General features: G+C 67.3%; 18 protein-coding genes and 2 tRNA genes. 5 read left to right on the top strand and 15 right to left on the bottom strand.

Going from position 1 to position 19308, the window contains the following annotated elements:
• Positions 1-7 precede the first annotated feature (7 nt).
• The 3 genes from BLS42_RS12520 to murA are packed head-to-tail and all read right to left on the bottom strand — an operon-like array spanning position 8 to position 3154.
• The gene (locus tag BLS42_RS12520; protein ID WP_090581607.1) at positions 8-1075 is read right to left on the bottom strand and encodes an NAD(P)H-dependent glycerol-3-phosphate dehydrogenase; all 1068 of its coding nucleotides are present in this window, start codon (positions 1073-1075) and stop codon (positions 8-10) included.
• A complete protein-coding gene (locus tag BLS42_RS12515) occupies positions 1072-1818 on the bottom strand; it encodes a lysophospholipid acyltransferase family protein (protein ID WP_090581605.1) in 747 nt (248 codons plus the stop codon). Before BLS42_RS12515 ends, BLS42_RS12520 begins: the two co-directional genes overlap by 4 nt.
• Before the next feature lie 10 nt (positions 1819-1828).
• Positions 1829-3154, bottom strand: a complete 1326-nt coding sequence (gene murA, locus BLS42_RS12510) for a UDP-N-acetylglucosamine 1-carboxyvinyltransferase (protein ID WP_090581603.1) — start codon at positions 3152-3154, stop codon at positions 1829-1831.
• Positions 3155-3841: 687 nt separating this feature from the next.
• Here murA and BLS42_RS12505 point away from each other — a divergent pair.
• Positions 3842-5503: an HNH endonuclease gene (locus BLS42_RS12505; protein ID WP_090581601.1), complete on the top strand. Its 1662-nt coding sequence runs from the start codon at positions 3842-3844 to the stop codon at positions 5501-5503.
• A gap of 121 nt (positions 5504-5624) precedes the next feature.
• Here BLS42_RS12505 and leuD read toward each other — a convergent pair whose 3' ends face one another.
• Complete coding sequence (gene leuD, locus BLS42_RS12500) at positions 5625-6227, bottom strand: 3-isopropylmalate dehydratase small subunit (RefSeq protein ID WP_090581599.1); 603 nt, start codon at positions 6225-6227, stop codon at positions 5625-5627.
• Between the two features lie 106 nt (positions 6228-6333).
• Positions 6334-7788 carry a 3-isopropylmalate dehydratase large subunit gene (gene leuC / locus BLS42_RS12495; protein ID WP_090581597.1) on the bottom strand — a complete coding sequence of 485 codons (1455 nt, stop codon included), beginning with the start codon at positions 7786-7788 and terminating at the stop codon, positions 6334-6336.
• Between the two features lie 130 nt (positions 7789-7918).
• Here leuC and BLS42_RS12490 point away from each other — a divergent pair, with 130 nt between their 5' ends.
• Both BLS42_RS12490 and BLS42_RS12485 read left to right on the top strand, forming a co-directional pair.
• Positions 7919-8638 (top strand): IclR family transcriptional regulator, encoded by a 720-nt coding sequence (locus BLS42_RS12490; RefSeq protein ID WP_026266447.1) that lies wholly within the window; start codon positions 7919-7921, stop codon positions 8636-8638.
• A 13-nt stretch (positions 8639-8651) separates the two neighbouring features.
• A complete protein-coding gene (locus BLS42_RS12485; RefSeq protein WP_090581596.1) occupies positions 8652-9188 on the top strand; it encodes a DUF1697 domain-containing protein in 537 nt (178 codons plus the stop codon).
• A gap of 137 nt (positions 9189-9325) precedes the next feature.
• Here the strand turns inward: BLS42_RS12485 and BLS42_RS12480 are convergent.
• A tRNA-Glu gene (locus tag BLS42_RS12480) sits at positions 9326-9398 on the bottom strand.
• 129 nt (positions 9399-9527) lie between these two features.
• Positions 9528-9599: transfer RNA gene (locus BLS42_RS12475), tRNA-Gln, on the bottom strand.
• A 344-nt stretch (positions 9600-9943) separates the two neighbouring features.
• Here BLS42_RS12475 and BLS42_RS12470 point away from each other — a divergent pair.
• Positions 9944-11332 (top strand): hypothetical protein, encoded by a 1389-nt coding sequence (locus BLS42_RS12470; RefSeq protein ID WP_090581595.1) that lies wholly within the window; start codon positions 9944-9946, stop codon positions 11330-11332.
• Positions 11333-11411: 79 nt separating this feature from the next.
• Here the strand turns inward: BLS42_RS12470 and BLS42_RS12465 are convergent, their stop codons facing one another.
• The 8 genes from BLS42_RS12465 to BLS42_RS12430 form a co-directional block, all read right to left on the bottom strand.
• Complete coding sequence (locus BLS42_RS12465) at positions 11412-12125, bottom strand: HAD family hydrolase (RefSeq protein WP_090581593.1); 714 nt, start codon at positions 12123-12125, stop codon at positions 11412-11414.
• Position 12126: 1 nt separating this feature from the next.
• Complete coding sequence (gene gltX / locus BLS42_RS12460; RefSeq protein ID WP_090581591.1) at positions 12127-13662, bottom strand: glutamate--tRNA ligase; 1536 nt, start codon at positions 13660-13662, stop codon at positions 12127-12129.
• Positions 13663-13791: 129 nt separating this feature from the next.
• Positions 13792-14568: a fumarylacetoacetate hydrolase family protein gene (locus BLS42_RS12455; RefSeq protein WP_090581589.1), complete on the bottom strand. Its 777-nt coding sequence runs from the start codon at positions 14566-14568 to the stop codon at positions 13792-13794.
• Between the two features lie 76 nt (positions 14569-14644).
• Positions 14645-15430: an MBL fold metallo-hydrolase gene (locus tag BLS42_RS12450; protein WP_090581587.1), complete on the bottom strand. Its 786-nt coding sequence runs from the start codon at positions 15428-15430 to the stop codon at positions 14645-14647.
• 146 nt (positions 15431-15576) lie between these two features.
• Entirely contained in the window at positions 15577-16689 is a 1113-nt protein-coding gene (locus tag BLS42_RS12445) for a branched-chain amino acid aminotransferase (protein WP_090581585.1), read from the bottom strand.
• Positions 16690-16841: 152 nt separating this feature from the next.
• The gene (locus BLS42_RS12440; protein ID WP_090581584.1) at positions 16842-17891 is read right to left on the bottom strand and encodes a 3-isopropylmalate dehydrogenase; all 1050 of its coding nucleotides are present in this window, start codon (positions 17889-17891) and stop codon (positions 16842-16844) included.
• A gap of 72 nt (positions 17892-17963) precedes the next feature.
• Positions 17964-18731: a class F sortase gene (locus tag BLS42_RS12435; RefSeq protein ID WP_090581582.1), complete on the bottom strand. Its 768-nt coding sequence runs from the start codon at positions 18729-18731 to the stop codon at positions 17964-17966.
• A gap of 80 nt (positions 18732-18811) precedes the next feature.
• Positions 18812-19075, bottom strand: a complete 264-nt coding sequence (locus BLS42_RS12430; protein WP_090581580.1) for a hypothetical protein — start codon at positions 19073-19075, stop codon at positions 18812-18814.
• Positions 19076-19114: 39 nt separating this feature from the next.
• Here BLS42_RS12430 and BLS42_RS20260 point away from each other — a divergent pair.
• Positions 19115-19308: hypothetical protein (locus BLS42_RS20260; protein ID WP_176803381.1), on the top strand; the 194-nt coding region annotated here is incomplete at its 3' end.

The raw sequence follows: 19308 nt of genomic DNA, 5'->3' as shown, positions 1-19308 counted from the left end.
GACACTCTCAGTGATCGCCTTCGGGTTTCAGGTCCCGGGACAGCAGCAGCGGACCCAGTTCGTCTACGGACAATTTACCGGCCAGGACTGCGACGACGGCTGCCGTGATCGGCATGTCGACGCCGAGTTTTCCGGCTAGTTCGTGGACCGCCTGGCTGGACTTGATGCCTTCAGCCGTCTGCTTCATTTCGGCGGTGACCTGCTCGAGGGTCAGCCCCTTGCCGAGCAGCCTGCCTGCCGTGTGGTTTCGGGACAGCGGGGAGGAGCAGGTGGCCACAAGGTCACCCAGACCGGCGAGCCCGGCCATGGTCCGGGCCTCGCCGCCCAGGGCGAGTGTCAACCGGGAGGTCTCCGCCAAGCCGCGTGTGATGACGGAGGCCTTAGTGTTGTCCCCCATCTTCTTGCCCTCGCAGATTCCCACGGCCAAGGCGATGACGTTCTTGACGATCCCGCCGATTTCGACGCCGACCACATCGTTCGTGGTGTACGGGCGGAAGTAGGGGGCGGTGCAGCTGCGGGCGATCCAGCCTGCCGTGACCGGGTCCGTGCAGGCCACGACGGATGCTGTTGGCTCTTCCCGGGCGATCTCCATGGCCAGATTGGGGCCCGAGACCACGGCGACCCGGTCAGCCGGCAGGTCAAGCTCCGCGCAAATGACCTCGCTCATGCGCGCATCTGTGTGGAGTTCGAGCCCCTTCATCAGGGACACGACGACGGCGCCGGGCGCCAGCATGTCTCTCCACGCCTTCAGTTGCGGCCGCAGGGTCTGCGCCGGAACGGCCAGGATGACCACTTCCGCGCCGGCCAGGACCTCGGCGACGTCCGTGGACGCGGTGATACTGGAGGGCAGCGTGATGCCCTTCAGGTACTGCTCATTGCGGTGCTGGGTATTGATCTGGTCGACGATTTCCGGGCGCCGGCCCCAGAGACGGATGGTTCGTTCGACCCCGGACGCCGTAGCGGCGTCGGCCACAACTTTAGCGAAGGTGGTACCCCAGGAGCCTGCTCCCAGGACGGCCACGGTGGTGGCGGTCTCGGATCCGCGGCTGGCCGCCGTCGCAAAATCCGCCGTCACGCTGTGACGTCCGGGTCAATGCGGCCGTGCGTGGGCTGGTTGTGCGCCGCCGGGTCCCACCGCTGCGCGGGCGGCTGTTCGCCGCGCAGTCCCGCCAAGAGGCCGGTAATGGCGTCCATGATGACATTCGTGGCCGCGGTGAGCGTCGCTTTGTCCAGCGGCAGGCCCGCAAAGGCGCTCAGGTCCACCGGATCCCCGACCACCAGGCGTGAAGTCTTGCGGGGGAAGATGTAGAAACGCTTCGCATACCGCGGGAAGACCTCTTGGGCACCCCAATGGGCCATGGGCACCACGGGAATGCCGCTCTCCAGCGCCATGCGCGCGGCACCGGTGTGCCCCTTCATCGGCCAGAGTGCCGGGTCCCTGGTCAGGGTTCCCTCGGGGTAGATGATGATCGCCCCGCCCTCGTTCACGACTTCCTTGGCGAGCTGCAGCGAACGGTTCGCCCCCGCCGTCGAACGTTCCACCGGGATCTGCTTGGTGAACCGCAGGACAGCGCCCAGCACGGGCACCTTGAAGAGGCCGGCTTTGGCGAGGAAGTGCGGCATCCGTTTCTGGTTATAGAGCATGTGCCCCACCACCAGCGGATCGATCTCCGTGCAGTGGTTGGGTGCGGCGATGAAGCCCCCGGCAGGCAGCTTCTCGAGGCCTTCCCACTTCTTGTTCATCAGCAGGTTCATCACGGGCCGGACGATCCCGGCGACCGTCACAAATGTGGCGTGGCTCTTGGCCGATTCCTTCACAGGGCCCCCGCTACTTGGCAGACGTGATGTCGAAATCGGCGCCGAGGCCCGCGAGCTTCTCGGTGAAGCGCTCGTAGCCGCGGTTGATGATGTCGATTCCCGTGACTCGGGAAGTGCCGCTGGCGGCCAGGGCGGCGATGAGGTGGCTGAATCCACCGCGCAGGTCCGGGACGTCGATGTCGGTGCCCTTGAGTTGCGCCGGTCCGGAAATTACGGCCGAGTGCAGAAAGTTGCGCTGGCCGAAGCGGCACGGCACGCTGCCGAGGCACTCGCGGTGGACCTGGATGTTGGCGCCCATGCGAATCAGCGCATCCGTGAAGCCGAACCGGTTCTCATACACGGTCTCGTGGACAATCGAAACGCCCTCGGCCTGGGTCAGGGCGACGATGAGGGGCTGCTGCCAGTCCGTCATGAAGCCGGGGTGCACGTCCGTTTCGAGAACCAGCGGGTTGAGCTTGCCGCCGCGGTGGTAGAAGCGGATGCCGTCGTCACCGATGTCCATTCCCCCGCCAACCTTGCGGTAGGTGTTCAGGAAGGTCATCATGTCGCGCTGTGTGGCGCCTTCGACAAAGATGTCGCCGCGGGTGACCAACGCCGCGGAAGCCCAGGAGGCCGACTCGTTCCGGTCCGAGAGGGCCCGGTGGTTGTACCCGCCCAGGTCCCGGACGCCTTCGATCCGGATGGTGCGGTCAGTCTGGACACTGATGATCGCGCCCATCTTCTGCAGCACCGCGATGAGGTCCACGATTTCCGGCTCGGTAGCCGCGCCGGAGAGCTCGGTGATGCCCTCGGCGCGCGTGGCGCTCAGCAGGACCTGCTCGGTGGCGCCGACGGACGGGTAGGGCAGGACAATCTTGGCGCCCTTGAGCCCGTTGGGCGCGGAGATATGGATGCCGCCGGGGCGCTTTTCCACTACCGCACCGAACTGGCGCAGGACATTGAGGTGGTAGTCGATCGGGCGGTCGCCGATCTTGCAGCCGCCCAGATCGGGAATGAATGCCTCGCCAATGGCGTGGATCAGTGGCCCGCACAGCAGGATCGGGATGCGCGAATCTCCGGCGTGGGCGTCGATGGCCGTGCTGGAGGCGGTCTTGGCGCCCTTGGGATCAAGCGTCAGATCGCCGGTCACGGGGTCCTTGTCGACCCTGACGCCGTGGAGCTGAAGCAGGCTCGTGACAACCTCAACGTCCTTGATTTCAGGCACGTTGCGCAACACCGATGGCTCGTTGCCCAGAAGGGCAGCAACCATGGCCTTGGGGACAAGATTCTTGGCCCCGCGAACGGTGACGCGGCCAGTTAGCGGGACGCCTCCGCGGATTGTCAAAACACTACTCATATACCGGTTTCCTCACGACTACTCGCCCCCAAATCCTTACAAAGGCTCCAGCTAAGCATAGGAGCATCCGTTACCGATCTGAAATACGAAGGAGTTCGATTGGCCTCACACTGGCTCGGTCTGCGTGGATACGGCAACGCAGACGTCGTAGGTAGGGTACGTGTGTAGAACGTGCCGCGCGACGGCGGGTCGCGGTCATTGCGTCGTCGGGCGCCGTCGGGCGCAGCCGGAACGCTTGCCTGCCGCCGTCGTGACTGCACGTTGTCATAGTTCCGGCGTGATGGGAGCCTGCGCGCTACGTTCCAGGGCCTCCGTTCTGGGTTGCGTCCGCTACATTCACGAGGTCCGCCGCACGCGGATCCATTCAGTGCGGCCAACGGGCTGCACGAGCCTTGGATCCGTTGGTGATCACCAACATGAAATCAAGAAATGCCGTCATGACCCTTTGGCCGGCATGACCCTTTGTCTGGCGATCTTCGCAATGCTTTGGCTTGTCACGGCGCCTGTCGCCAGCGCTGCCTCGGATATGACAGGTTCCGTCATGGTCACCCTTGCGGCCGTCCCGGGAACCTGGTCGCCGGCCCCGGCGGCACTCACCTACCAGTGGTACAGCTCCGGTGTCCCACGGCATCCCGGACTCCTCTGGCTCTCCCTTTTAATGTCAGACCCCCGATGGAGACTTGATTCATGGACGGCAATCAGGGGCCCGAAATGGTTCCGGCAGGACACGGCGAGGCTGGCCTCAGTCGCGCCGGGCGCGGTGCAGCCCCCTGGCCTGGCACCGTGGCGACGGCCGTCACGGACGCGGCGGGCCTGCTGGCCGCCCTCCCGCCGGCAACGGACAGTGCCGGGATCATTGACCGGATCAGGGAACTGGAAGACCGGAAATCCGCTCTGGCCGCGGAGCAGGCCCGCCTCGCCGTGGCCTTCGACCTGCTCCAGCGCCACGAGCAGCGTGCCGCCGGAGTCCCGGCCGAGAAACTCGGCGCCGGGGTCGGCGCGCAGATCGCCCTGGCCCGGCGCGAATCCCCGGCCAGGGGCGGCCGGCTCCTGGGCCTGGCCAAGGCCCTCGTGACCGAGATGCCGCACACCCTCGCCGCCCTCGAGACCGGGCAGCTCAACGAATGGCGCGCCACCCTGCTGGTGCGCGAAACCGCCTGCCTGACCGCCGCCGACCGGGCAGCCGTCGACGCCGAGCTCGCCGCCGACACCGGCACCCTGGACGGCGTCGGCGACCGGCGGCTGGTCGCCGCGGCCCGCGCCGCCGCCTACCGGCTCGACCCGCGCACCGTCACGCAGCGCGCCGCACACGCCGCCAGTGAGCGGTATGTCAGCCTGCGTCCGGCCCCCGATGCCATGGCCTGCCTCACCGCCCTGCTGCCCGTCGCCCAGGGCGTCGCCGTCTACACCGCGCTGAGCCGGCACGCCGACGCCCTCCGTGCCGCCGGGGACCCGAGAAACCGGGGGCAGCTGATGGCCGACACCCTGGTCGAACGCAGCACCGGCACCCCCGGCGGGATCACCGGCATCGAGATCCGGCTCGTCATGACGGACCGCACGCTTTTCCAGGGCGACTCCGAACCGGCCCGGCTGCCCGGCTACGGCACCGTCCCCGCGGAGTGGGCCCGCAGCATCATCAACGGCACGAAGGCTAAAGACGGCACATTCGGCATCGGTTCGCCTGGACAAAGTGGTCCACCGGAACCCGGCAAGTCAACCGCCGGGCGCCTTGAACCTCGCGGCAATGCCGCCGGTCCACCGGAACCCGGCAGTCCGCCAACACCCGGCGGCGCTGCAGGAAGCGCCGGTGACACCGCGTTCGGGGTCTGGCTCCGCCGGCTCTACACCCACCCCGGCACCGGTGAGCTCATCGGCATGGACTCCCGCGCCCGGCTCTTCCCGCCCGGGCACCGACGCTTCATCCAAGCCCGGGATGACACCTGCCGCACCCCCTACTGCGACGCCCCGATCCGGCATCTGGACCACATCGTTCCCTGGCACGAGGGCGGAGAAACCACCCAGACCAACGGCGCCGGCCTCTGCGAAGCCTGCAACCACACCAAAGAAACCCCCGGCTGGACCGCCCGCCCCGCACCCGCAGAACAGTCAGGCCTTGCTCCCGCAACTGACCCCGCCTCCGGCAGCGGCGACAGGCACACCATCGCCCTCACCACCCCCACCGGCCACACATACCACTCCACCGCACCACCACTCCCGGGGACACCGCTTGGCCTGCCGGGAACACCGCTCCGCCCAGCGGCCGTGCCCGGATCCCACCAACGACGCCAACTGCGGCAGCGGGCGAAGGCCCTCAAGACCCGCAAGCGCACGGCCATGGCGGCGGCCTGACGATGTGGACTCAAAGTGCCAGGCCACCAGCCCCCTGAAGACAGACGTGCCGTCGTCGAGTCTCACAACTCGACGATGGCACGTCTTCACCTATCTCAGCGCCAGGAGGTCCCGACGGGCCTCAGGACAACCGGGCGGGCAGCGTCTTGGGCTTGAAGGAGGGTCGGGTGGCCTCGTACGCCGTGATGTCTTCTTCGTGCTTGAGCGTCAGTCCGATGTCGTCCAGGCCCTCAAGAAGGCGCCACCGTGTGTAATCGTCAATCTCGAACGGCGCCACAATGTTGCCGCACTGCACGGTCTTGGACACGAGATCCACCGTGACCTCCGTGCCGGGGGCGTTCTCGAGTTCTTTCCAGATGAGCTCGATGTCGTCCTGGGCAACCTCGGCGGCGAGCAGGCCCTGCTTGCCGGAGTTGCCGCGGAAGATGTCAGCGAAGCGCGAGGACAGGACCGTCTTGAAGCCGTAATCCTTCAGTGCCCAGACGGCATGCTCGCGGGACGAGCCGGTGCCGAAGTCGGGGCCGGCCACCAGAACGGATCCTGCGCTGAAGGGCGCCTGGTTCAGGATGAAGGACGGGTCCTTGCGCCACGCGGCGAAGAGCGCGTCCTCAAAGCCCGTGCGGGTGATGCGCTTGAGGTAGACGGCGGGGATGATCTGGTCCGTGTCGACGTTGCTCTGGCGCAGCGGGACACCGATGCCGGTGTGGGTGGTGAACTTTTCCATGGCGGATCCTTCGAAACTGTGTGGACCGAAACTGTGTGGACCGGGGCTAAACGGATCGAGGCTAAGTGGATCGATTTTGTCGATCCACTTCAGATCTCGGCGGAGGCTACGCGGCGTCGACTCGGACCGCTGCCGACTCTGGAGCGGGGTCCAGATCCGACGGCGAGCTCAGCGTGCCGCGGACGGCCGTCGCCGCCGCGACTACCGGCGAGACCAGGTGGGTGCGGCCGCCCTTGCCTTGGCGCCCCTCGAAGTTACGGTTGGACGTGGAGGCGCAGCGCTCCCCCACTTCCAGCTGGTCCGGGTTCATGCCCAGGCACATGGAGCAGCCGGCAAAGCGCCACTCGGCCCCGAAGTCCTTGAAGACCTTGTCCAGGCCCTCGGCTTCAGCCTCGAGCCGAACGCGGGCGGAGCCGGGCACCACGAGCATCCGGATGTTGGGATCCTTGGTCCGGCCGCGGATGATGTCAGCGGCCGCCCGAAGGTCCTCCATCCGTGAGTTGGTGCAGGAGCCCAGGAACACCGTGTCCACCCGGATGTCCTTCATCGGAGTGCCAGCCTCGAGTCCCATGTACTGCAGGGCACGTTCGGCTGCGGCCTTGGCGTTTTCATCGCCGAAGTCATCCGGCGAGGGCACGTTTGCGGACAGGGACACGCCCTGGCCCGGGTTGGTTCCCCACGTCACGAACGGCTCCAGGGTGTCGGCGTCGAGGTCCACCTCGACGTCGAACGCCGCGCCGTCGTCGGTGCTCAGGGTGTTCCAGTATTCGACGGCGGCATCCCACTCGGCGCCCTCGGGCGCATGCGGGCGGCCGAACATGTAGTCGTACGTGGTCTGGTCCGGAGCCACCAGCCCGGCTCGCGCGCCGGCCTCGATGGACATGTTGCAGATGGTCATCCGGGCTTCCATGGACAGCGCACGGATGGCGGAGCCGCGGTATTCGAGCACGTAGCCCTGCCCGCCGCCCGTGCCGATCTTGGCGATAACGGCGAGGATGATGTCCTTGGCGCTCACGCCGGGGCGCAGCGTGCCCTCAACATTGATGGCCATGGTCTTGAACGGCTTCAGGGACAGCGTCTGGGTGGCCATGACGTGCTCCACCTCGGAGGTGCCGATGCCCATGGCGAGCGCTCCGAAGGCGCCGTGCGTTGACGTGTGTGAGTCGCCGCAGACCACGGTCATGCCGGGCTGCGTGAGGCCCAACTGGGGGCCAACCACGTGCACGATTCCCTGCTCGGCGTCGCCGAGTGAGTGCAGGCGGACACCGAACTCCTGGCAGTTGTTGCGCAGGGTCTGGATCTGGGTGCGGCTGGTGAGATCGGCAATTGGCTTGTCGATGTCCAGCGTGGGAGTGTTGTGGTCCTCGGTGGCGATGGTGAGGTCCGGCCGGCGCAGCTTGCGGCCGGCGAGGCGCAGGCCTTCAAATGCCTGCGGCGACGTCACCTCGTGCACCAGGTGGAGGTCGATGAAAAGGAGATCCGGCTGGGCGTTGGCTCCTTCGCCGTCCCCCTTGCGCACTACGTGCGCGTCCCAGACTTTCTCGGCCAGTGTCTTTGCCACGGCCTGCTCCCTTCACTGCGGTAAGTATTGTGCGTTCCCACGGACTAGTGCTTCCACTGAACCAGCACAGCCGAGTAATACGCCAGCGCGTTGACTTGCATCTCAGATAATGAGACGGCAATATCATTACATGGACAATTCTAGTGGAGTCGGTGTCATCGATAAAGCGGCCCATGTGCTTGACGCACTTGAGGCCGGCCCCACCACCCTGGCGCAGCTGGTGGCGGCCACGGGACTGGCCCGGCCCACCGTGCATCGGCTGGCTCTCGCGTTGGTGCACCACCGGCTCGTGAGCCGCGATATCCAGGGCCGGTTCGTGCTCGGAAGCCGCCTCGTGGAACTGGCCTCCGCCGCCGGCGAGGACCGCCTCATCGCCTCCGCCGGGCCCGTGCTCATGCAGCTGCGCGACGCCACCGGCGAAAGCGCCCAGATCTTCCGTCGCCAGGGCGACTGGCGTGTCTGCGTGGCCTCCGCCGAACGCCCCATCGGCCTGCGCGACACCATCCCCGTCGGCACCCAACTGTCCATGAAGGCCGGCTCCGCCGCCCAGGTACTGCTGGCATGGGAAGACCACGATCGCCTCCTGGAAGGCCTCCAGTCCGCCCGTTTCACCCCCACCGTCCTGGCGGGAGTACGACGCCGGGGCTGGGGCCAGAGCCTCGGGGAACGCGAGCCGGGAGTCGCCTCCGTTTCGGCACCGGTCCGCGGGCCGTCCGGCCGCGTGATTGCCGCAGTGTCCATTTCCGGCCCGATTGAGCGCCTGACCCGCCAGCCGGGCCGTCTTCACGCCGAAGTGGTCTGCAACGCCGGCCGCGTCCTGACCGAGGCGCTGCGCAAGACCAACGACTAAGTATGCTGTGCCCATGAACAACTATGCGGTGTTCCTGCGGGGCATCAACGTGGGCGGCATCAATATCAAAATGGCCGATCTCAAAAGCGCACTGAAGTCGCGACCGTTTTCGGACGTCCTGACCCTGTTGGCCAGCGGCAACGTCGTGCTGGCCAGCGAGCTGGATCCTGCCGGCGTCAAAAAAGAGTTCGAGGCGTGCCTGAGGGAAACCTTCGGCTACGACGCCTGGGTGGTGGTGCTGACTGCGTCCCGCGTGGCAGCCCTGGTCGAGGCCTGCCCCTACCCGGCCGACGACGCGGCCACCCACAGCTACATCACCCTCTCCTCTGACGAGGCGGTACTCTCCGAGCTGTTCGAGTCCGGCCGCGCCCTGGACGGGGCCGAACTCACCCGCCTGGGCCCCGAAGCCCTGGCCTGGCTAGCGCCGGCCGGCGGAACCCTGGACAGCCCTTTCAGCAAGCTCTCCTCGAAGGCGAAGTACAAGGCAACCACGACCACCCGCAACCTGCGCACCATGGTCAAGGTCCGCGACGCAGCAGCCGGGATTTAGCGCTCTAGTCCGGCAGGCCAGACCCGGCAAGCCGGACCCGTCACGCTACCTGCAGGGCGCGGGACGCTGTTCGGGCCTTCAAGTATTCCTGGCAAAGCAAAAACGGCCCCGGGCTGATGCCCGGGACCGTTCCATTGTGACCCCAGCGGGATTCGAACCCGCGTTACCGCCGTGAGAGGGCAGCGTACTAGGCCGCTATACGATGGGGCCGCGTACTTCCTGAACAGCATTTCTGCCATTCAAGCCAAATGATTGTTTCATACATTTGACCCAGGTTTCAAATCGGACCAGCCGATTCACAACCTCCGAAATTCAGCGGAAACCCGCGGATTTTCAGAGCTGGGATACCAGGACTCGAACCTAGAATGACGGTACCAGAAACCGTAGTGTTGCCAATTACACCATATCCCAATGGCACTTTCGGTCCGGATGTTTAGGCCTAAACCCTCGCTCCCGGCGCCTCAGCACGAGTAATTACTTTACCCGAGAGTTTTCACTTCCACAAATCGGGCGCCAAGCTGCCGCATCGAGCCGCTCGGGCGGGCCGAGCCCTGCTCCGGGGGACGGAAAACCGAAGCCAACCCTTGCCAATCCGGTGCAAACAAGTTTACGCTCGGTAAGTTACCAATGAGTAACAACCCCCTCCCCACTCAGTTTCGGGCAGAATAACGGCCATTTCCGACTGTTAGCTGCGTCACAGCTGCGGGGGCCGGCAGCAGAGCCGTTGCCGGCGAGATCGTCGAGAGGAACAACCTGTGCCACAGAGTCGTGCCGCCACCGCCCCAACCCGAACCCGGGCGCAACAGATCGCCATCGCCATCCTGGCCCTGCTGCTGATCGCGCTGCTGGGCTTCTATACCCTGGTCACCGGGCGCATTACGGACGGATCCGCGAGGCTCAATGCCGGGGCCGGACAGGCCTCTGCCGGGGCGCAGCAGCTGAAGGACGGCGCGGGCAAACTGGCCACGGGCGCGGGGCAGGCCGATGCCGGCGCCGGCAAACTCTCGGACGGCGCCGCGAAGATCCAGGCCGGTGTCGCTGGCAAGCTCGCCCCCGGGGCGGAGAAGCTCGAGGCCGGAGCCCGCAAGCTCGCCACGGGTGCCGTCAAAATCCAAACAGACGTCAACAACAAGCTGGCACCCGGCGTCTACAAGGTCGACGACGGCGCGCAGAAGCTCGCCGCCGGGGCCGTGCAGCTTTCCGCCGCACTGACCCCCACCCCTTCCGGTACGGCCCCGAACAATCTGGCCGACGGCGCCACCCAGCTCAACGCCGGCGCGGCCCGCCTTGCCGACGGCACCGGCCGCCTCGCGGCAGGAGCGGTGCAGCTCAAGGGTTACCGCGGCGCCGGGGACAACCCGGAAGCCGGAACCGGCACGGCCGCCCTCGCGCAAGCCCTGGAGAAGCTGCTGGCCGCGGCCAATGACCCCATCAAGCAGTTTGTGCCGCTTTCCGCGGTAAAGGCCCAGATCGCTAAGATCACCGCCGGCGCCCAGCGGCTCGACGCCGGCGCCTCCCGGCTGCAGGCCGGAACCGCCCAGCTCAACACCGGCGCCGGCCAACTTCACGCGGGAACAGGAAAGCTCACGGCCGGATTCGCCACCCTGGCCGGCAAGCTCAACAGCCGCGACCCCAACAGCCCCGGCGTCGTCCTGGGCACCGAACTGCTGGCAGCCGGCACCGCGAAGATCCGCGTCGGCATGGACGGGGTTCCGGGAGATCCCGAACACCCCGGCCTGCTCAAGGCCACCGCCAGGATGACCGACGGGACCTCGCGGCTGGCTGGCGGCACGCTGGCGCTAAACACCGGAATTGCCGGGGACCCCGCTGATCCTTCCAACCCCGGCCTGCTGAGGGGCTCCACGGCCCTCGCCAACGGAGCATCGCAGCTCTCCGCCGGCAACACCAAGCTGGCCTCGGGGTCCACCCTGCTGTCCACGGGCGCCGGCAAGCTGGCCGACGGGAACGCCCGGATTGCCGAAGGCACCGGTACGCTGCACTCCAGCGCTGCGGCGGTCTCGCCGTCGAACATGATCAAGGCTGACGTGGCCGTGGCCCTGGGCCTCGTGGCGCTGCTGGGACTAGGTGCCGTAGGCGCCTTCCTGGCCCTGCGGAACCGTCGCCTGGTGCAGGAAACGGCCTAGTCCGCCAAGCGAACGGCCCCGCCGGAGGAATGGATCCTCCGGCGGGGCCGTTTTGTTCGTGCCTCCGGTGTCGCCGGGGTCAGGCCAGCAGCTCCAGCAGGGAGCCGACCTCGCGCCCGGCGAAGCCCGGCGCGCGCTCCCCGCCGCGGTTCAGCCAGACACCGAGGAGGCCGGCCGCCGTCGAGCCTTCCGCGTCGAGGAGCCGGTTGTCCCCGACGTACAGCGTTTGGCCGGGGCCCGTACCGATGCGCCGGACACCCTCGAGGTAGATGGCCGGGTCCGGTTTTGCGACGCCGACAGTATCGGTGCCCACCAGGACGGCAATCCGTTCCAGCCCGGCCGCGTCCAGCTTCACGCGCTGGTAGTCGTGGACGTTGTTGCTCACGGCCCCGTAGGGAATGCCCGCGGCGTCAAGGGCGTCCAGCAGCGGGCCGACGTCGTCGAACGCCCGGATGTAGCCGTGTTGGCGGCTCGCGTAGGAGCTCACCCAGTGGTGGGCCTGTTCGCCGTCCGCAAGCTCGACGCCGAAATACCCCAGCGCCGCCCGGCCGCGGAGCAGCCGCTGCTCATTGAACGTCAGCTCGCCGGCCAGGTAGCGGTCGTAGAAGTGGGTGGTCTCCCGGGTGAAGATCCGCCCGAACCTCTCCCACCCGGCCTCGTCCAGGCCGGGCAGGAGGTGCTCGCTGACGTCGCGGAGGGCGGCCGTCATGGCGAATTCGAGGTCCACCAGGGTGTCGTCGATATCGAACAGAACCCCATGGACAGCGCCGCCGCCCAGGCCCGCGGCCAGCATGTCAGCCGCGGAAGGCGCGGAGGCGGGCCAGGGATGAATCCTTGCCCAGGATGACCATGGATTCGAACAGCGGCGGGGAGATCCGCCGGCCCGAGACGGCCGTGCGGACCGGGCCGAAGGCCAGGCGCGGCTTGACGCCGAGGCCTTCCACGAGGGCCTCCTTCAGGGCAGCCTGGATGTTCTCGGCGGTCCAGTCAGCGACGGGCTCCAGAGCGGACAGGGCGGCGTCGAGCACTTCGGTGAGGTTCTCCGGCAGGCCCTTGCGGGCGTCGTCGGCGACGTCGATCGCGTCGTCGGCCTTGAACAGGAACGCGAGCATTTCGGGGGCCTCGCCCAGAAGCGCGATGCGCTCCTGGACCAGCGGGGCGGCCTCGGCCAGGATCTCTTCCTCGCGGGCCGTGAGGCTCTCCCCGACCAGGCCGGCGGCCTGCAGGTAGGGCACCAGGCGGCCGCGGAAGTCCTCAGCGCCTAGCATGCGGATGTGGGTGCCGTTGATCGCTTCGGCCTTCTTGATGTCGAAGCGGGCGGGGTTGGCCAGCACATCGTTGACGTCGAAGTGCTCGATCAGCTGCTCCACGGTGAAGATGTCCTCGTCGGCGGAGAGGCTCCAGCCGAGCAGGGACAGGTAGTTGAGCAGGCCTTCGGGAATGAAGCCGCGGTCCCGGAGCAGGAACAGGTTGGACTGGGGGTCGCGCTTGGAGAGCTTCTTGTTGCCCTCGCCCATGACGTACGGCAGGTGGCCGAAGACCGGCATGTAGCTGGCGACGCCGATGTCCATCAGCGCCTGGATCAGCACCACCTGGCGGGGCGTGGAGGAGAGCAGGTCCTCGCCGCGGAGCACGTGGGTGATCCCCATGAGGGCGTCGTCCACCGGGTTGACCAGGGTGTAGAGCGGGGATCCGTCGGCGCGGACAATGACGTAGTCCGGGATGCTGCCGGCCTTGAAGGTGATCTCGCCGCGGACCATGTCAGTAAAGGTGACGTCCTCGTCCGGCATCCGGACGCGCAGGACGGGCTGGCGGCCCTCGGCCTTGAACGCGGCGAGCTGTTCCTCGGAGAGCTCGCGGTCGAAGTTGTCGTAGCCCAGCTTGGGGTCACGGCCGGCTGCCCGGTGGCGGGCCTCGACTTCGTCCGGCGAGGAGTAGCACTCGTAGGCGTAGCCGGCGTCGATCAGCTTGGCCACGACGTCCTTGTAGAGGTCCAGCCGCTGCGACTGGCGGTAGGGCTCGTGCGGGCCGCCGACTTCCACGCCTTCTTCCCAGGTGATGCCGAGCCATTTGAGGGCCTCAAGCAGCTGCTGGTAGCTCTCCTCCGAGTCGCGGGCCGCGTCCGTGTCCTCGATCCGGAACACAAAGGTGCCCTTGGTGTGCCGGGCGTGGGCCCAGTTGAACAGGGCGGTGCGGATCAGGCCGACGTGCGGGGTGCCCGTGGGCGACGGGCAGAACCGGACACGGACCGGGGTGTCAGCGGTGACTTCACCGGTGGAGGCAGCAAGGGCGGAGCTGGAAACGGCGTCGGACGCGGAAGCAGTAGTCATAGTGGTACCAACATTACCAACCTCCACCATCGCTACTCGCCCGGAATTCCGCTACGAAAAGGGACAGCCGCACCGTGGATCCACGGTGCGGCTGTCCGAAATCGGCGCGGCTGCTTCTAGCGGAACGTTCTAGCGGCGGACCACCGGGTTGGAGAGGCGACCGATGCCCTCGATTTCGACCTCATAGCGGTCGCCGGCCTGCACCGAGCCGACGCCGGCCGGGGTACCGGTCATGATGACGTCGCCGGGCAGCAGGGTAAAGGCCTGCGAGACGATGGAGACGAGCTCCCGGACGCCGCGGATCATCTGGTTCGTGCTGCCGTCCTGGCGCAGTTCGCCATTGAGCCGGCCCTGGATCTGCAGGTCCTCGGTGTCGAGCTCGGTCTCGATCCACGGCCCGAGCGGGGCAGAGGTGTCGAAGCCCTTGGCTCGGGCCCACTGCAGGTCCGTCTTCTGGACGTCGCGGGCGGTGAGGTCGTTGCCGCAGGTGTAGCCGAAGATCACGTCGTCCACCCGGTTTTCGGGCACGTCCTTGCAGATCCGGCCGATCACGACGCACAGCTCGGCTTCGAAGGAGACGTCCTCGGAGAACTCCGGCAGGACAATGGGATCGTTGGGCCCGATTACGGAGGTGTTGGGCTTGAGGAACAGCAGAGGCTGGGCCGGGACCTCGTTGCCCAGTTCCCGGGCGTGCTCCGCAAAGTTGCGGCCGACGCCGATGACCTTGCTGCGCGGGATGATCGGCGCCAGCAGGCGGACGTCCTCCAGCTTGTGCTTCATGGGGGTTCGTTCCACGCCGTGGAAGAACGGATCGCCCTTGATGACAGTGACTTCCTCACTGCCGGGCTCACCTTCCACGATGCCGTAGAGGGGATCAGAATCGACTACAAACCGGGCGATACGCATGGTTCCTAGCCTACCGTCCCGTCGGCCGGAGCCCGTCTTCAGCCTGCCAGTTCAGGGGTGCCCGCTGTTCAAGTGGTCAAGCTTTGCGCAGGTAGTCCAGCTGCGCCGCGACGGAGAGCTCCGCGGCGCGGCGGACGGAGGGATCGACGTCGGCGTACACGGTGTCCGTTACGGCGCCGACGCCTGCGTCGTCACCCAGTGCCGCGAGTGCGGCCCGGACCTGCTCGAGCCTGCCCTGCCGGTGATCCCGGTAGGCGCGGGCGACGGCGTCCAGTGCCGGCAGCACCGGGCCGTGGGCCGGCAGCACAGTGGCTGGCCCGAGGCGCTCCAGCCGGTCCAGCGATTCGAGGTAGTCGCGGAGGGTGCCGTCGGGATAGTCCAGCACGGTGGTTCCGGAGCCCAGAATCGTGTCCCCGGTCAGCACCGAGCCGTGCGGGCCGTCCTGCGGCAGGTGGAAGCACAGCGAATCCGCGGTGTGGCCCGGCGTCGCCAGCACCCTGATGTCCGTTCCGGCGGCCCGGATCGTTTCACCGTCCTGCAGCGGGGGTGCGCCATGGCAGTGGGCGGGATCCGCGGCCCGGACAGGTGCGCCCGTAAGCTCCGCAAACCTCGCCGCGGCCGCGGTGTGGTCCGCGTGCCGGTGCGTGATCAGGATGAGTTCGACCGGCCCGTCGCCGGCCAGCGCCTGCAGATGCGGCTCGTCGAGGGGCCCGGGGTCGACGGTGACCCTGCACGCGGCCCCCGGGGCGGCAATGAGATAGGAGTTGGTTCCGTCCAGGCTCATGGGGCCCGGATTCGGCGCAAGGCGGAACCGGGTCAGCTCGCTGCTGCGGACAAAGTCGCGGGATCTCTCGGTGGTCACGGTCCCATCCTTGCACCGAACCCCGTCCTTGCGCTGAACGGAAGGATCCAGCCCCGAAACATGGGCTGCAGACGCCGACGGCGGCCCCCACCGGAAGGTGGGGACCGCCGTCGTACCGGAAGTTCCGGCGCTGTATATCTTGGGTGTTAGGCGAGGCGGGTCAGCCAGCCGTGGGTGTCCTCCACGGTGCCGGTCTGGATCCCGAGCAGCTGGGCGCGGATGGCCAGGGTGGTCTCCCCCGCCGTGGCGTCTTCGGAGCCGATGAACTCGGTGGCGTCCTTGAGCACGCCGATGGGGGTGATGACCGCTGCGGTGCCGCAGGCGAAGACCTCGGCAATTTCCCCGGAGGCAACGCCTTCACGCCACTCATCCAGGGTGATCTTGCGCTCGGTGACTTCCCGGCCCATGTCCCGCGCCACCTGGATCACGGACATCCTGGTGATCCCCTCCAGGATGGTTCCGGACAATGCGGGGGTGACCAGCGAGCCGTCCTTCATGACGAAGAAGACGTTCATGCCGCCGAGTTCCTCGACGGCGTTGTCGTTGAACTGGTCCAGGAACAGGACCTGCTTGCAGCCGTGCGCCTCGGCCTCCTGCTGGGCGATCAGGGAGGCGGCGTAGTTGCCGCCGCACTTGGCGGCGCCTGTTCCGCCACGGCCGGCACGGGCGTATTCACGCGAGATCCAGATGGAGACGGGCTTGAGTTCGCCGCCGAAGTAGTTGCCGGCCGGGGAGGCGATCACGCGGAAGGAGACCTCGCGCGCTGCCCGCACGCCCAGGAACGCCTCGGTGGCGATCATGAAGGGCCGCAGGTACAGGGCTTCGCCGTCGCCGGAGGGCACCCAGCCCTTGTCCGCCGCGACGAGCTCACGGATGGCGCCGAGGAAGTACTCTTCCGGGAGTTCGGGCAGGGCCAGGCGCCGCGCGGACTTGTTCAGTCGGGCGGCATTGGCCTCGGCCCGGAACGTCCAGATCGAGCCGTCGGCGTGGCGGTAGGCCTTGAGGCCCTCGAAGATTTCCTGGCCGTAGTGCAGCACCGCGGCGGACGGGTCCAGGGAAATCGGGCCGTAGGGCTCAACCCGAGCGTCGTGCCAGCCGCCATTGCCTGCGGCGTCGACGCTGTAGTCGACAATCGCGGTGTGGTCGGTGAAATAGTCGCCGAACCCCGGGTTCGCCAGGATGGCTGCACGCTCTTCAGCAGACTTCGGGGTCTCCGACAGGTGCTGGGTGAATTCGACGCCATGGGCAGTCTGAGTCATGGTTCCTCCACGATCGGCTGCCTGGTGTGGGAACGTGGTTCACCCTCGGACCACGGCAGCATATTGGTGATTCGAAACAAGCTTACGCCCGTTGGCAGCGGGGTTTTGCGGTCCCCTCGGGGCGCCCTACAGTCCAGGAATGCAGCCAGGACCTACAGCGCCGCCGCGATGGCGTCGCCGACCGCGCTGGTGGTCCGGAAGGCGCCGTCGCGGGCTTCGACGTCGGCCGTCACGGCTGCTTCGATCTTCCGGGCGGCGCCAGCGAAGCCGAGGTGGTCGAGCAGGAGCGCCGCGGAGAGGATGGCCGCGGTGGGGTCGGCCTTCTGCTGGCCGGCAATGTCCGGGGCGGACCCGTGGACCGGTTCGAACATGGACGGTGCGGTGCGGTCCATGTTGAGGTTGGCGGAGGCGGCGAGGCCGATTCCGCCGGTCACGGCTGCGGCGAGGTCGGTGATGATGTCGCCGAACAGGTTGTCGGTGACGATCACGTCGAAGCGGGCCGGATCGGTGACCATGAAGATCGTGGCGGCGTCGACGTGGAGGTAGTCGTGCGTGACCTCGGGGAACTCGGGGGCCACGGCCTCGACCGTGCGCTTCCAGAGCTGGCCGGCGAAGACCAGGACGTTGTGCTTGTGCACCAGCGTGAGTTTCTTGCGGGGGCGTTCGTTGGCCCGGCGGAACGCATCGCGGACCACGCGCTCCACGCCGTGGGCCGTGTTCAGGGAGACCTCGGTGGCCACCTCGTGGGGGGTGCCGGCGCGCAGCGTGCCGCCGTTGCCCACGTAGGGACCTTCGGTGCCCTCACGGACCACGATGAAATCGATCTCGCCGGGGTTGGCGAGCGGGCTGCCGACGCCGGCGTACAGGCGGGAGGGGCGCAGATTGACGAAGTGGTCCAGGCTGAAACGCAGCTTGAGCAGGAGCTCGCGCTCGATGATGCCGGAGGGGATCCGGGTGTCGCCGGGGGCCGCCCCGACGGCGCCGAACAAGATGGCGTCGCGCGTGCGAAGATCGGCGAGGGTCGCCGCGGGCAGGGTCTCCCCCGTCTCGAGCCAGTGTTCCGCACCCAGCTTGTAGTGGGTCTGCAGGAGCACGATCCCCTCGGCGGCCGCGGCCTTCTCAAGGACCTTCAGGGCTTCGGCCGTGACCTCCGGACCAATGCCGTCGCCCGGGATGACTGCCAGATCAATGGATGCGCTCATGTTTTCAGCGTAGCCAAGGAATCCACATGCTGGTCAAATTGTCTCAATATCCGGAATGGCCGCGTGGAATCCTCAGCCGGCCGCAACCGGGGATGCGACCACGGTCACGTTCTTTCCCCAGAGATCCCCGGTGTAGCAGGAAATCAGGACCAATCTGTTGGGGACGACGGTCCAAATGGGGCTGTCCTTCAAGGTCGACTTTAGGTAGGTGGTCACGGAGTCCACCTTGTAGGCGATGGCCCCGGCAGCCGTTTGCACGGTCAATTTGTCCCCGGGTGTCGCCCTCGTGCTCAGATGATTGAAGGGCGCATCGATGCCCTGCCAGCTATGGCCGACGACGTAGGTGGTGTTCGTCGATCCGACGCCTGGGACGCCGAAGGGGGTGAGCCAGTATCCGTCCATCGTCTCGGGAGGCACGATGCTCTGGCTTGCAGCCTCACCGCGGCTCGGTTGCAGAGGATGAATCACGACGTCCATCTGTGCTGCGGGATAGGAAATACGCTGCGGAGCGGAGGCAACGGGGCCCTGCACCACCGGCGGGGCTGTGCGTCGCGCCGCCACCTGGGGGGCTGCTTTCTGTGAAGTTGTGGAGGAAGGGCGGCCGGCGGACGGAACCGGACTCGCCGGGCCTTGCGCTGCTGCCGTAGCCGTTGGAAGGGATCCTGTTGCGGGCCCGGCGGCGCCGCCCCCGCCGGCATTGACGCCGAAAGCTGCGTAGACGAGCCACGCCGCCAGCAGCCCAACAATGCAGACCACCAGCAGTATTCTGTCCCGGCCAAGCAGCAGCAGTCCACGCGGTGCTGCCTCGACGGAATCATCGGCTTTGCGGCGAAGGGCCATGAGAGCTCCTGGTGAAGTACTTGCCCGAGGGCAATAGCTGTGCGGGCCGGCTGCACAATGGCAACCGGCCCGCATCTTCCCTAGCTGTTGGCCTTACCGCTCCGGACCATGCCCCGCAGGAGAGCCGTCGCGGCCCCTGCCGTCAGGAGTCCGGTCAGCACGGAGAGCCACAGCGGAATTCCGGCACCCGGAGTGCTGGCGACCGCCGTCTGGACGTTGAAACCAACGTTGGACACCGCCGGAGCCGCCGCTCCCGGAGCGGCGCTGGTCGGCGGCGTCACGGGCGTCACGGGCGTCACTGGCTTCTCGGGCTTCACAGCCGGCGGAGTTACGGACTCCTCCACCGGAGTCTCTTCCGACTCCTCGCAGTCACCCTCGTCGCCATGGTGATCCCCATCGCCATGGTGGTCCCCATCGCCATGGTGGTCCCCATCGCCGTTGTGGTCCCCATCGCCATGGTGGTCCCCGTCGCCATGGTGGTCCCCGTCGCCATGGTGGTCCCCGTCGCCGTTACCATTGCCGTCGCCCGGCTGGTGCGACCCGTCGCCGTTGCCGTTACCATCGCCCGGCTGGTGCG

Source organism: Arthrobacter sp. ov407, from assembly GCF_900102895.1.
Classification (GTDB): Bacteria; Actinomycetota; Actinomycetes; order Actinomycetales; family Micrococcaceae; genus Arthrobacter.
This window is presented reverse-complemented; position numbering and strand designations above follow the sequence as displayed.